General features: G+C 60.3%; 10 protein-coding genes. 2 read left to right on the top strand and 8 right to left on the bottom strand.

All coding sequences use genetic code 11. The features are described 5' to 3' along the window. Positions 1-45: 45 nt before the first annotated feature. Both OK409_RS17390 and OK409_RS17385 read right to left on the bottom strand, forming a co-directional pair. On the bottom strand, positions 46-2,409 hold the full coding sequence (locus OK409_RS17390; RefSeq protein ID WP_264367277.1) for a glycoside hydrolase family 31 protein: 2,364 nt from the start codon (positions 2,407-2,409) through the stop codon (positions 46-48). 10 nt (positions 2,410-2,419) lie between these two features. Continuing rightward, positions 2,420-3,730, bottom strand: a complete 1,311-nt coding sequence (locus tag OK409_RS17385) for an MFS transporter (RefSeq protein WP_031593879.1) — start codon at positions 3,728-3,730, stop codon at positions 2,420-2,422. Here OK409_RS17385 and OK409_RS17380 point away from each other — a divergent pair. Both OK409_RS17380 and OK409_RS17375 read left to right on the top strand, forming a co-directional pair. Then, positions 3,702-3,956: a hypothetical protein gene (locus tag OK409_RS17380; RefSeq protein ID WP_033770027.1), complete on the top strand. Its 255-nt coding sequence runs from the start codon at positions 3,702-3,704 to the stop codon at positions 3,954-3,956. The genes OK409_RS17385 and OK409_RS17380 overlap by 29 nt on opposite strands. After that, positions 3,953-5,017, top strand: coding sequence for a LacI family DNA-binding transcriptional regulator (locus tag OK409_RS17375; RefSeq protein WP_010248992.1), 1,065 nt, complete (start codon positions 3,953-3,955; stop codon positions 5,015-5,017). Before OK409_RS17380 ends, OK409_RS17375 begins: the two co-directional genes overlap by 4 nt. 41 nt (positions 5,018-5,058) lie before the next feature. Here OK409_RS17375 and OK409_RS17370 read toward each other — a convergent pair whose 3' ends face one another. The 6 genes from OK409_RS17370 to OK409_RS17345 form a co-directional block, all read right to left on the bottom strand. After that, positions 5,059-7,908 carry a bifunctional diguanylate cyclase/phosphodiesterase gene (locus tag OK409_RS17370; protein WP_010671103.1) on the bottom strand — a complete coding sequence of 950 codons (2,850 nt, stop codon included), beginning with the start codon at positions 7,906-7,908 and terminating at the stop codon, positions 5,059-5,061. A 178-nt stretch (positions 7,909-8,086) separates the two neighbouring features. Continuing rightward, complete coding sequence (locus OK409_RS17365; RefSeq protein WP_264367276.1) at positions 8,087-9,175, bottom strand: MBL fold metallo-hydrolase; 1,089 nt, start codon at positions 9,173-9,175, stop codon at positions 8,087-8,089. Continuing rightward, positions 9,163-10,902, bottom strand: a complete 1,740-nt coding sequence (locus OK409_RS17360) for an ABC transporter permease (RefSeq protein ID WP_122457714.1) — start codon at positions 10,900-10,902, stop codon at positions 9,163-9,165. Before OK409_RS17360 ends, OK409_RS17365 begins: the two co-directional genes overlap by 13 nt. Positions 10,903-10,904: 2 nt before the next feature. Further along, positions 10,905-11,906 (bottom strand): ABC transporter substrate-binding protein, encoded by a 1,002-nt coding sequence (locus tag OK409_RS17355; RefSeq protein WP_187505889.1) that lies wholly within the window; start codon positions 11,904-11,906, stop codon positions 10,905-10,907. A 15-nt stretch (positions 11,907-11,921) separates the two neighbouring features. Then, positions 11,922-12,989, bottom strand: a complete 1,068-nt coding sequence (locus OK409_RS17350; RefSeq protein WP_033769858.1) for an ABC transporter ATP-binding protein — start codon at positions 12,987-12,989, stop codon at positions 11,922-11,924. Positions 12,990-13,122: 133 nt separating this feature from the next. Continuing rightward, a complete protein-coding gene (locus OK409_RS17345) occupies positions 13,123-13,722 on the bottom strand; it encodes a cupin domain-containing protein (protein WP_010249001.1) in 600 nt (199 codons plus the stop codon). Positions 13,723-14,036: the final 314 nt, after the last annotated feature.

Here is a 14,036-nt window from a genome sequence, read left to right as displayed (position 1 = left end):
TTTCGGGGCCGATCTTATTGCCGTCTTGCTGACACCACTGCACCGCTATTCCAGCCGGTAACTCGCGGCTTTCCCGCCATTCACCCACAGTTCACGGCTTTCCCCCGCAGGCAGTAACAGCGCGATCTCCCGCCAGGCTGGCTGGTAATCTCCACGTTTTTCCACCGTCAGGTCGATACGCGTGGCGCTGCTGCAGAGCGTCCAGCGAAGCCATAGCGCATTCCCCTGTTGCCAGCCGTGGCTCTCGCCATCGTCATCAAACATTTCGCCTTGTGTCTGCACACCTTCGGGGGCAGGCCATAGCTGCCATTGCCGCACCGTATCGCGCCGCGCATCGGTGGTGCTTTCGCACTCGCCCAGCGGGATCACCGCACCGGCCCTTACCAGCAGCGGCAGCCGATCCAGCGGCGCATCCAGCGTGATGGTCTCGCCGCCCGCAAACGCCTTGCCGCTGTGCCAGTCATACCAGCCGCCGCGGTTACGGGGCAGATAGACTTCACGACTGCGCGCGCCCTGCTCTACTACGCTGGCGACCAGCAGATCGCGCCCCAGCATAAAGTCATCACACTCCTGATAGGTCAGCGGATCCTGCTCGTGATCGAGGAAGGTCGGGCGCAGCATCGGCTCATCTCCCACACTGGCCTGCCACGCCAGGTTATAGAGGTAGGGCATCAGGCGATAGCGCAGCCGGATCGCCTCGCGGATCATCGGCGTGACCTCCGGGTACATCCAGGGCTCGTTTACCGTGTGATCGTCATTCCAGGAGTGAATAGTAAAGCGCGGGTGCATCACGCCGTTCTGAACCCAGCGCACAAACAGCTCGGCATCCGGCTTATCGCCCGAGAAGCCGCCGACATCGTGCCCGACGTTAAACAGCCCGGAGAGGCTCATCCCCAGTCCCATGCGGATGTTGTAGCGCAGGGTTTGCCAGCTGGTGCGGTTATCGCCGCTCCAGGTCTGTACATAGCGCTGCATCCCGGCGCAGCCGGAACGGGAGATCAGATAAGGGCGTTTGTCCGGTGCAAACTGCTGCTGGGCTTCCATTGAGGCGCGCATCATCAGCAACGGCATTACCGGCCGGATATGCTTGATGGCGATCGGCTGACCAAAACCGTGACAGCGCGCTTCGCCATCCCACACCTCATATTCGTTGTTGTCATTCCAGGTGGAATCGATGCCCTTTTCCAGCAGCTGCCGGGTGACATTCTCCTGCCACCAGCGCACCGCCTGCGGATGAGTGAAGTCGAGGTGCGAGCCTTCATCGTCCCAGAACACCGACCGCTCAGGACGATCCTGCTCAGAGTCACGAATAAACAGCCCCTGCGCGGCCACTTCCTGATAGCGCGGATGATCCTGCAGCAGGCAGGGCTTGATGTTGGCCGCCAGCTTCATTCCGGCAGTATGAAACGCGTCGCTCAGCGCATTGGGATTCGGGACTTTGTCGTAGTTCCAGTTGAAGACGTAGCGCTTGTTGTTAATCGAGGTGTAACCCGATGAGAGCTGGAACGAGTCGCAGGGAATTTCATGCTCGCGACACAGACGGATAAAGGATTGCAGCTGCTGTTGTGCGTCGGGCGCGTCGGTGTAGTGCATGGTGGACCCGCTGTAGCCCAGGCTCCACTTCGGCTGAAACAGGGTGCGACCGGTCAGACGCACAAAGGCTTTGGTGACGTCGAGCAGCGTCGGGCCCAGCATCATGTAGTAATCGAGATCACCCGCCTCGGCGCGGTAGCGACGATAAGGGAGATGGTAGTTATCCAGCTCATTCCCCAGATCGAGCCAGCTGCTGCTCAGGTTGTCATAAAACAGGCCAAAACTGACGCCATCGCGCTGCGTCAGGGTAAACGGAATATGTTTATAGAGCGGATCGGTGCTGGCGGCGTTGTAGCCCATGGCATCCAGATTACGCATCTCAAAACGGCGGTTAACGCGGTTCAGGTCGCCGCTCTTCTCGCCCAGGCCATAAACCCGATCCTGCGGCTGGCGACGCTGATAGTGCTCGACCCCGTCGCCGTGTGCATTGAGCAGATAGGCACCGGTGTGACGGTCGGCGGCCAGCGGCTGCCAGCTCTCACCATCAAACTGCTCCCAGCTCAGGCAGAGCGGCTGATGCACCGTGACACGCAGCCGTTGCGTGCTGATGAGCAACTGCTCCGCATCGTGTTCAACCTTAAATGCCGGCAGCGTAAAGCCATCCAGCGCCTCACGATCCCGCCCCTGCCAGGGCACGTCGCTGACAGGGGCAATGCTCCAGGTGCGGTTCAGCGCCAGCTCACCGTCGCGCTTCAGCAGCACGCGCATCAGCTTATCCTCCAGCACGTAAAGCCGCAGGAAGTGACGATCTTCGACCTTGAGTTCAACAAAGTGATCGGCCTGCTGATGCAGCGTCCAGTTCTTCAGGGTTTTCATCGCGATATCCTTATGGGTTAGCAGGGCGCTGGCGGCGTTCGGCGACCAGCATCACCAGGAAAACGGCACCAATCAGGTCAAAGAAGCCCATCGCCACAAACAGCGGATTGAAGCCGATGGTATCGGCGGTGACACCGATAATCAGCGAGAAGATAAAGCTGGCGATCCAGGCGCAGGAGCCGCGCATGCCGTTGACCGTGGCCATCTGGCGGCGATCAAAACGCTCCACCACCAGCGCGCTCAGCATGCAGGAGATCACCTGATGGCCGAAGCCACCGACCGAGATCAGGGCGATCGCCAGCCAGGGATCTTTTACCAGCGTCATCAGCGCCAGGGAGACCATCAGCAGTGCGCCGGTCACCGAACTGGCGACAATCGAATTGACGCGGGTGAGACCAAACCAGCGCACATAGATTTTGGTCAGATAGCCGCTGGCGACGCTGCCGAGGTCGGCAGCCAGAAACGGCAGCCAGGCGAACATCACGATCTGCTTGAGATCCATGCCGCGCTCATTGGCCAGATAGAGCGGCACCCAGAAGCTCAGTACCGCCCAGGCGGGTTCGGCCAGAAAAGCCGGGATGGCGATGCCGTAGAATTTCTTCTCTTTACCAATCACTTTCAGCGCGGTGAAGAACGGCAGTTTTTCCCCGATCGCTTCGTTGTCCTGATTAATAAAGGCCCGCTCCTCATCAGAGAGACGAGGATGGCTCTCAGGCGAGTGATAGCCCCACCACCAGAGTCCAACCCACAGCAGGCCCAGCCCGCCGGTCAGCAGAAAGGCGCCCTGCCAGCCAAACGTTATGTGTGCGACATAGATAATCGGTGGCGCCAGCATGGCACCAATCGAAAAGCCGACGCCCGCCCAGCCCGCCGCGACCGGGCGCTCTTTTTTCGGAAACCAGTCACCGATCGCTTTGGCGTTAGCGGGCGTTGCCGCCGCCTCAGAGGCGCCCATGACAAAGCGCAGCAATGCCAGATGCAGCCAGCTTCCCGCACCGGCGTGCAGCAGACAGGTCACCGACCAGATCAGCGCACAGATCAGGAAGCCCATCTTCAGTCCGATCACATCGATCAGCCAGCCGCAGATTGGCTGAAACAGGGTATAGGCCAGCTGAAACGCCGCCACCACCCAGGAGTACTGTTCGGTCGTCATGTGCAGACTGTTTTTAAGTTCCGGTGCCAGAATGCCGAGCGAGTTGCGGGTGATGTAGTTGACGGTTACACCCAGCAGGAACATTCCCAGCATCCACCAGCGTAAATTTTTAATCACGCGCACCGTGCGGGATGCACTGATGGGTTTGGTTGTTGATTCGAGGCTCATTGTGCCACTCCTGATTGCCATTGATGACGCACACCGCCTGCTGGCGTACCGCGTGTCCTGTAACGAACTTAGAAAAGTGCGAAACGTGGGTACAGACACTTTTTTGCAACGCTTTTCATGGCAGGCTGAATCCCGGCAGAAAATGGCACTGAAACGCTTATCTGACGCGATTCAGCATGTTATGAAAAATTTTTCATCAGCAGATTTGAAGGCGATCACAGAATGAAACAAAGGCTGAAAGTAAGCGAAATTGCGGCACTCAGCGGCGTCTCCATCAGTACGGTGTCGCGGGTGCTGGCGGGTAAAGCCAATACCCGGCCCGCCACCCGTGACAAAGTGCTGGCCGTGGCGCAGCAACAGGGCGTGCTAAACAACCTGCATAGTGGTCGCCTGCTGCTGAATAACCTGATGGTTTTTGCCCCGCCGCGCGCCTTTGATGTACGCAGTGACATCTTCTACTACAAAGTGATTCAGGGGATCAGCCAGGCGGTGGAGCCGCATGAGGTGCGGCTGCGCTACTGCCCGCTGGAGGAGGTGGAAAGTGATGCCGCGCTGTTTATCGACAAGATGCAGCAGACCGAAGCGGCACTGCTGATCGGCATTGATGATGAGCATATTCATCAGCTGGCGGCGGAGATGAACAAACCCTGCGTGCTGATTAACGCCCGCGATCGCCGAATGCGCCTGCCTTCAGTCTCACCCCATCATCAGCTGATTGGTGAATTCTCAGCGCGCTATCTGTTTGAGCAGGGACACCGGCAGATCCTGTCGCTGCATTGCTTACGCCGCTACACCATGGAGCAGCGATTGCAGGGGGTGCGCGACGCCTGGCATGCCATGAACCTGCGGTTTGACAGCCGCCAGCATCTGCTGACCCTGAACAGCTTCAGCAGCAATGAAGCGGCGGAGCGGCTGAGTGAATATCTGCGCCACTGTCCTGATGCGCTGCGCCCGACCGCGATTCTCGCCAGCGGTGATTACATTGCGGCGGGCGCCGTCACTGCGCTGGAGCAGGCCGGTCTGCGGGTGCCGCAGGATATTTCGGTGATGAGTATGGATGGCTTTAACCTGGCCGCTATCCACGATATTCCGCTGACCTCGGTGCAGGTGCCGCGTGATGAGCTGGGCGCAGCGGCAGTGAGAATGTTGCAGGAGATGCGACTGAATCCCGGCACACCCACCGGCAGCCTGCTGCTGAATGGCAGGCTGGTGGTGCGCGAGTCGGTGCGGCGCATTCGCGATAATCTCAGCCATGCGCCGGTCCAGCAGCATGGCCTCTATGATTAACACGGTATGGATTAACACGGTATGGATTAACACGGCGCGGATTAACCCAGCGTTTTCAGCCGCAGTTCCGACGGCTGAGGCCGTCCGAACAGGAAGCCCTGGAACAGGGTACAGCCCTCATCGCGCAGCTTAGCGAACTGCTCATCGCTCTCCACCCCTTCGGCAGTAATCTGGATATCAAGACTGCGACTCATGCCGGTGATGGCGCGGATAATCGCCAGCGCCTCGCGGCTGTCACCCATATCATTGATAAAGGATTTGTCGATTTTGATTTTGTCGAACGGGAAAGATCGCAGATAGCTCAGCGACGAATAGCCGGTGCCGAAATCATCCAGCGCAATCTGCACGCCCAGCGCCTTGAGATTTTGCAGGGTACGGATATTACCCAGCGAATCATCCAGCAGCACTGATTCGGTAATCTCAACCTCCAGCCGCGCCGGATCGAGACCCGACTCTTTCAGCGCACCTTCCACCACCGGCACCAGCGAGCTGTTTTTAAACTGCAACGGTGAGAGGTTGACCGAGACCGACTGCTCCCCTTCCCAGCTCGCCGCTTCGCGACAGGCTTCGTAGAGTGCAAACGCCCCCAGCATATGAATCAGGCCGGTCTCTTCAGCGATCGGGATGAAGTCGTTGGGCATGATCAGCCCGCGAATCGGATGATGCCAGCGCATCAGCGCCTCATAGCCAATGATGGTGCGGTTATCGCCGTTGGTGATGGGCTGATAGTAGAGCCGCAGATGCCCGCCGCTAATCGCATCGCGCAGATCGTTTTCAATCAGGCGTCGACTGCGCGCCACATCGTCCATCTCCAGCGTGAAATGCTCATAACGGTTGCGACCGTTGCGTTTGGCTTCATACAGCGCCATGTCCGCACAGCGCAGCAGCTGCTCCGGCGTATTGGTGATGGTGGTGCTGAGCGCAATCCCCACGCTGAGCCCGACCGACAGATTATGGCCTTCAACGTTGACCGGCGGGCGAATCGCCTCAATCAGGCGCTGCGCCACAATGCTCGCCTCTTCATTACTGGCCACCGAAGGCAGCACGATGGCGAACTCATCGCCTCCGATACGCGCCAGAGTATCCTGGTCACGCAGCGCGTTACGCAGACGCTTAGCCACACTGCGCAGCAACTCGTCGCCAATCTGATGGCCCAGCGCATCGTTCACATTTTTGAAGTTATCGAGATCAAGGCAGAGCGCGGCGGTCTGGCGCTGTATCTGACCGGCAGTGCGCAAGGCTTCACTCAGACGCTGGCGGAACAGAATGCGGTTCGGCAGGCTGGTGAGATTGTCGTGGTGCGCCATATGGTGAATACGGGCATCAGCGGCGCGCTGGTCAGTGACATCTTCTACCAGCAGCATCAGGTAGTTACGTCGCGCATCCTGACCGTTAATCGCGGTGGCGCGGGTATGCAGAATGCGTTCGCCGCTGGCGGTCATCAGCAACTGCTCACGTTCATGCATGCCCTCACTGCGCAGCGCAACATCCGCCAGATTATTAAAGTAATCGCTGAGTTCGGGCGACATGCATTCGTGCGGGCGCTTGTTGACGATCAGCGATTTCGACAGGCCAAACAGCTGCTGAGTGCGGTCGTTAACCAGCAGGATCTCGCGGGTGATCGCATCTTCAACAATCACGCAGGAGGGAATGTTGGCGATGATATTATCCAGGAATTTAGAGAGCGCGGTTTTCTGGGTGCTCTGGGCTTCAGCCAGATCCCTGGCGCGCAGCACCTGCTGCTCCTGCTCACGGCGTTCCGTGCGGTCGCGGGTGATCTTAGCGAAGCCGACCAGCTTACCGTCATCATCGTGGATCGCGTCGATGACCACATGCGCCCAGAAGGCGCTGCCATCTTTGCGGTAGCGCCAGCCCTCATCTTCAAAACGGCCAGTCTTAAGCGCGATACCGAGATTCGCTTCCGGGATGCGGTTCAGCCGCTCCTGGGAACTGTAAAACAGCGAGAAGTGCTGACCCACCACTTCATCCGCTTTGTACCCTTTGGCACGCTGCGCACCGGCATTCCAGTTCACCACCACGCCATCGACATCGAGCATATAGATGGCGTAATCGGTGACCCCTTCAACCAGCAGACGGAAACGCTGCTCCTGCTCCCGTTGCTGACTGCGGACGCGCTGCTGTTCAGTGCAGTCGCGGGTGATTTTAGCGTAGCCCAGCAGCTTGCCCTGATCGTCGCGGATCGTGTCGATCACCACATGCGCCCAGAAGGCGCTGCCATCTTTGCGGTAGCGCCAGCCTTCATCTTCAAAACGGCCGGTGCGATAAGCGGTTTGCAGGTTCTGCTCCGGGACACGGTTCAGGCGATCCTGGGCGCTGTAGAAGCGGGAAAAATGCTGGCCGACAATCTCTTCCGCCACATAGCCTTTGGCGCGCTGTGCCCCGGCATTCCAGTTCACCACGTTGCCGTCATGATCGAGCATATAGATAGCGTAATCGGTAACGCCCTCCACCAGCAGGCGGAAGCGCATCTCCTGCTCCCGCTCTTTGCGCTGCTGCTCCTGCTGCTGAGTGCAGTCGCGGGTAATACAGGCGTATCCCACCAGCAGACCGGCGTCATTGCGTATCGGGTCGATCGTCTCGTGTGCCCAGAAAGCACTGCCATCTTTGCGATAGCGCCAGCCTTCGCTTTCATGGTGTCCGGCAGTCGCAGCCATATCCAGCCCACGCTGCGGCAGGCCCCGGCGGCGATCTTCTTCGCTATACAACAGAGCGAAGCTGCAGCCAATCATCTCGTCTGGCGTATAGCCTATCGTGCGCTGAGCACCCTGATTCCAGCTGCCGATGATACCGTCAGGTTTTAGCATAGTGATGGCGTAATCATTCACGCTTTGTACCAGCATGCGATAGATGACCTCAGAGTTATTATCCATTGTGATTAGCCTGCTGCTCTGTAGCCGGATGACGGCTTAGGAATGTTCTTAATAGCGTGCGCAGACTACAGCCGAAAAGAGCTGAGATGACAAGCGCATTAAGAAGATTAATCAGTGTTTATAAGGGGTTTATCGGCAGCGGCGAGTAAATGTTCAATGACTCCGCGGTGGCGGCGCGTCAGGCGACCCGCTCCCAGCGCGAGGAGAGCGAATAACGGTGCTGCCAGCAGAGCATTGCCGGACTTTGGCTCATCAGCTGCTGGCACTCTTGCGGCGCGACAAACGCCGGGATCACTTTCTGGGCCGCCGTCTGTCTGATCAGCGCCAGCTGATCGTCGAGCGGCGGATGCACATTCCACGGCAGCCAGCGTGCCATGCCGGATTGCAGCATCTCAAAGGCACGGGTGCCGCTGGAAACGTGACTGCTTAAGATCAGACGAAAGTCGGGCTGATGGCTGAGCTGCGCCGCCAGCCCGCTGTCAGCCACCGCATCCGCCGCGACAATTACCGTATCCGGTCGCCAGTGGTCGGGTGTTGCGACGCGCAATAACCGGGCCAGCGCCAGCATCGCCGCGGCGGGCAGGCTGTTGAGCGCCAGCAACTGCGCCACCTCTTCGCGCACCTGGGGACACATCACTACCGGCAGCCCGCGAGCGCTGAGCTGCAGCGCCATCTCAGGGCCGCGCCCGTGCAGCGGCGCGGTGACCACGGCGCCCCCTTGTGCCACCAGGGCCAGCGCGTCGATCTGCTGCGCCAGTCGCTGATTGCGGTCGCCATAGGAACCATCGGTAATCAACAGCCGTGCGCGTGGCGGGCAATCAAACGGCAACAGCAGCGATTCGCGACTCCAGTCGCCCATATAGGTGATGCCACCTGCAATCGGCAGATGAAACCAGATCGATCCTGGCGAATGCCCGCTGCGACCGGTAAAGAGATTCAGCGGCCCCAGCGCGCACTGGCCGCGCAATGGCAGGATGCGTCGCGCCTGAGCCGGCACGCCAGCCTCGCCCAGCTGCTGCCAGGTGATCTCACTGGCATAGACCGGCGGTGAACCGATGTCGGCCCAGCTATCCAGCGCCGCCGCGTGATCCACATGGGAATGGGTCAGGCAGAGCGCATCGACCTGGCCGATGGCGACCACTGCGGGCCGGACGCCCGGCTCCGGCCCGGCACCTAAATCCCATAACAGTCGGTATCCCTCTATCTCCAGCAGGAAAGCGGCCGGCAGTTTTCCGCCGACGCCGCTGATCACCGTCAGGCTTGCCATGGCAGGACTCCCTGCGGCAGACGGCGCGTCAGTCGTGAGGCCAGTAGCATTAAGCCCAGCACGATCCCAATCATCAGGCATCCGACCGCCGCCGCCAGCGGCGCCGATCCGCCTTCGTCCAGGAAAATAATGGTCGGGCCAAGCGTCTGGGTTTGCGCGGTAACCAGCAGCACTGAAACCTGTATTTCATTCAGCGCGGTGAGGAACACCAGCAGCGCACCGGCCAGCACAGAAGGTGCCGCCAGCGGCAGCAGGATGTCAGTCATCCGCCGCATCAGACCCGCGCCGCATAAGCGCGCCGCCTCATCCAGTGACGGTTCGATTTGCGCGAACCCGGCCAGCGTCGGCCTTAACACCAGCGCCAGGAAATTGGCCAGATAGGCCGCGAGAATAATCCACACCGTTCCGTAAAGAGAAAATCCCAGCAGCGGCAGTGGCCGCAGGAAAAACAGCATCGCCGCCACGCCGGTGACAATGCCGGGCAGCGCATAGGTCAGCTCGCTGGCGAATCCCAGCCCCCGCACCAGCCGGGTACGATGCCAGCTGAGAAAGAAAGCCAGGAACAGTGCCATGACGCTGAGCAGCAGCGCCGTCAGGCCGGTGAGCCACAGGCTGGTAAAGAACGCCTGCCGTATCGCCGGATAGCCCCACAGCGCCTGCTGAAAATTCTCCAGCGTCAGGGTTTGCCAGTTCAGAGCCTGACCGAAACCGCGGGTTAAGGCGGTGGTCAGCAAGGCGCTGAGCGGCAGCAGCAAGGTGATCACCATCCACAGCCAGGCGATGATTTCGCCCGGCAGTCGCGCGCGCCGCAGCGGCTGGTGCCAGGGTCGTGGCGATCCGCTGACCCGGACATCGCGTCGTCCGCCCAGCCAGCCGCTAATCAGCATCCCGGCGAGGGTGATCAGCGCAATCAGCATCGAGTAGACGGCGGTATTGGGCAGCGCACCGGGGCCGAGGGTATTGAGCTGCTGATAAACCAGCGTAATCAGCGTCGGCACCCGCGCCGGAATACCCAGCATCGCCTGGATACCGAAATTCCCGACCGCAGCGACAAACGCCAGCGCCGCCCCGGCGAAGATCGCGGGGCGCGCCAGCGGCAGGATCACCGTGAACAGAATCTGCCGGGGTGATGCGCCGCTGATACGGGCCGCCTCCACCAGTTCGGCGGGGAGTCGACGCAGGCCAGCCCGCACCGTGAGGAACACCAGCGGCGCATTGTGCAGGCCCAGCAGCAGCACCATGCCGGTCGCGGTATAGAGCGGTTGCTGACCGGGTGCCAGCCATGTCCCGCCCAGCGCATTCACCGCTGTGGCCAGCAGACTGCCCGGTGCCAGTGCCTGTATCCAGGCCAGCGCAGTCACCTGCGGCGGGATCATCAGCGGCAGGATAAAGGCAAATACCCAGGCCGCTTTGGCACGCAAATCGGTGAGCGCCACCAGCCAGGCGGCCACCGTTCCCAGCAGCAGCGACAGCAGCGTCGCGCTGATGCCGATCGCCAGGGTATTCAGCGTGGCACTGAGCACCCGCCGGCTGGTCAGCAATCTCAGCAGGCGATCGCTATCCAGTATGCCATCCGGTGCCAGCGCGGTTCCCATCAGCCGGGCAAAGGGTGCCACCGACAGCAGGCCAATCACCAGAACCAGTACGCCCAGCACCAGCGGTTCCGCCCGCCATCTGCGATGCCTGGCGGCCTGGCCTCTTCGCCATTCGTTGCCCAGCACGCTCACGATCAGCCGCCAAACAGTTCAGTAAAGGTTTCGCGGACCTGAGCATCCTCGGCCACCGCTTTTGCCACATCCGGCGTCAGCAGCGTGATTTGCTCAATCGGCGCAAAGCCACTGGGTGCCGCCACGCGGGCATCGACCGGCCGGTTGCCCTGCTTCGCCACCAGCTGCTGTCCTGCTTCCGACAGCATGAAATCAACAAAGGCTTTGGCGGCCGGCAGATTATGCGCCGACTTCATGATCGCCACCGGCTCGGTCACATAGGAGACGCCCTCCTGCGGATAGACCAGATCGATGGGCGATCCCTGCTTTTTGGCGCGGATAATATCGGCATCCGTGATCACGCCATACTTATCCATGCCGCTGGCAACCGCTTTCAGCGCCGGTCCATTGCCGCCCTGTGGCGCAATGCCGATGGCGGCCAGTTGCTGATAGAACGCCCAGCCAATCGACGGGGTATGGATATCGGTATGCAGCTTATAGAGCGCCGCACCGGAATAGAGGGGACTGGGGACCGCAATCTGGCCTCTGTTTTCTTCTACTGCCAGCGCTTTCCAGCTACTGACTGGCTTCGCACGCTGGGTGTTATAGGCGATCACCGTGGCGATAATTTTGGTGCCGAAAAAGGTTTTATCCACATCGTAATAGGCAGGCTTCAGGTGGCTGACCGGGGCGGCCGGATATGAATAGAGCTGCCCCTCTTTCTTGAGCGCGCCCAGATTGATCGCGTCGGCCACCAGCAGCACATCGGGTTTGACCTGGCCGCTCATCATCTCCGTGCGCAGCACGTTCATCAGTTGAGTGGTGCCGTTGCGGGTCCACTCCACCTCCACCGCCGGATACGCGGCCTTAAACGCATCGATGGTCTGTTGCGCAATTTCAGGTGCCTGCGACGTGTAAACCACCAGCTTGCCGCCGGGCGCGTCGGCCGCCTGCAACAGGGTTGAGGCCGCCAGGCCCGACAGCAACAACAGCGCGTGAAGCGGAGTACGAAAAGCCGTTTTCATGGTTTCTGAAACCCTTTATGCAGGAAGAATCCAGCCGTCATCGACGGCGACGCCGACGGTGTCATCCACCGCCAGTAATGCAGCATCATTAAGCGTCAGCGACAGGCTGACATCCGGTTGATTAAGCGGTCGAAGGTTGATCTGATGGTAGCCACCGCGAAAGATGATGCGCTCAACGCGGGCGGCAAACTGCCGCTCTCCCTCAGCGGCGAGGTGAAAACTGACGCTGTGGAAGCTGGCTTTGCCGTGTGGCAGCGGGCGCTGGTGAGGCGAGCAGCGCAGCAAAACCCGCAGCCCGCAGAGCGTGGCGGTTGCCTGACCCGGATCGAGCGGCTCAATGTCGCTGACCGGCAGCACCCGCCCCTCATCAATAAAGGTCGCCACCATCTCATTAGCCGGTTCGCGCCACAGGGTCTGCGGGCTGGCGAACTGCATCACTCTGCCGTGTTCGAGCACCACGATGCGGTCGGCCAGTGCCATCGCTTCGCGTTGATCGTGGGTGATATAGAGTAAGGTGGCGCCACTGTGGCGATGGAAGCGGCGGAACTCCTCTTCCATGGTGGCGCGCAGATGGACATCGAGGTTAGCCAGCGGCTCATCCAGCAGCACCAGCGTCGGCCGTGCCACCAGGCAGCGAGCCAGCGCCACGCGCTGGCGCTGACCACCGGAGAGATCGGCGGGTCGGCGGTCGGCGAAGCGATCCAGCCCGACCAGCGTCAGGGCCTGGGTGGTGCGCAGTTCGCGTTCTGCGCGCGCCACACCGTTCACCTTCAGGCTGTAGCCGACGTTCTCCGCGACCGTCATATGCGGCCACAAAGCGTAGTTCTGGAACACCACGCCGAGCTCGCGGGCTTCCGGCGGCAGGTGCAGCCCGTCTGCGGCAACCTGACGTTCACCGATGCGGATTTCACCGCTGTCGAGCGTTTCAAAGCCGGCCAGCAGGCGCAGCAGGGTGGTTTTGCCGCAGCCAGAAGGCCCAAGAACGGCGACAAACTCGCCCTGGTTAATCTGTAACGAAATCGCGTCCAGTACCGGCTGCGCGCCGAACGCTTTGCTCAGTCCGGTTAACGATATTGCCGCCATCTTACTCTGCCTTTGCCGTTAACATGCTGGGCAAAACGCTACGACAGTTTGATGACAGCCCGGTGACAGCCAGGCTTACGGGACGCGAAAGCCGGGCTGGCGGAGCGGCATCGGGGCGTGCTCGCCCCGTGGCTTACTGCTGGGCGGTGAGCGCCGCAATCGGCTGCCAGATCTCGGTTAATGCGCCCTCTTTGCCGGTAAAGGGATCCTGCGTCGGCAACGGCACTTTTTTTACCTGCTCCTGGGCCATTTTCAGCTTCGCGGGCTCATCGCGCAGCGTCTCCGGCGACATCCCGTGCGGATAGGCACCTATCACCATAAAATCTTCGCTGGCGCTGACCTGCCGATGGCCGACACCCGCCGGAATCAGGACCGCATCGCCTGCGCGCAGGGTCACCATGCGGCCACTGTCGCCGCCAAACAGCACTTCCGCCCAGCCTTCAGCGACGCCCAGCAGTTCATGGGTATTAGGATGATAATGGGTGTATGGGAAGATCGGATAGCGCCAGGCGGGTGGCCAGCCGTTCTCCTCAAAGGTTTTCTCAAACCACGCAGCGATCTCCTCCTCTTCCGGCACCACGCGCGGCCAGATAATCAGAGGTAACGGGTTATTGGGTACACCGCCCGACGGGCTGGCGAGCATCAGATGCTGAGGATTGTCAGAGGCCCCGGCCGAGAAGGTGCCAGCGGCAAAGGACATCATTAATAGCAGACTGGAGGATGAGGCACGCATACAGGTTCTCCGATGTTTTTCTAAGTGTGGCAAACCCGCGGTACAATGCAATGTGCGCCAGACGACACAATTGAGATAATTGACTGATATTGCTGACTAAAGCCAAATGTGTCGTTAACTATAGGGTCGGAGTGTGCCTGCGCGACGGCGGATAGCGGTTCTTACTGCGGCAAAGTGTTGCAAAATGTCAGGCGGAAAGTCACACAGGCGCCGCAGCCCGACGCCCCGGGCACTGTTGTATAAACTGTTATATAAAAAAAGCACAGATCTGTTTCTGATATGCTTGACTGTTATCTGTTGTAATAGCTAACAGA

The organism is Pantoea sp. RG18 (assembly GCF_025910075.1).
Lineage (GTDB): Bacteria > Pseudomonadota > Gammaproteobacteria > Enterobacterales > Enterobacteriaceae > Pantoea > Pantoea agglomerans.
Note: the sequence above shows the minus strand (reverse complement) of the source record. Positions and strands in the feature narration are given on the sequence as shown.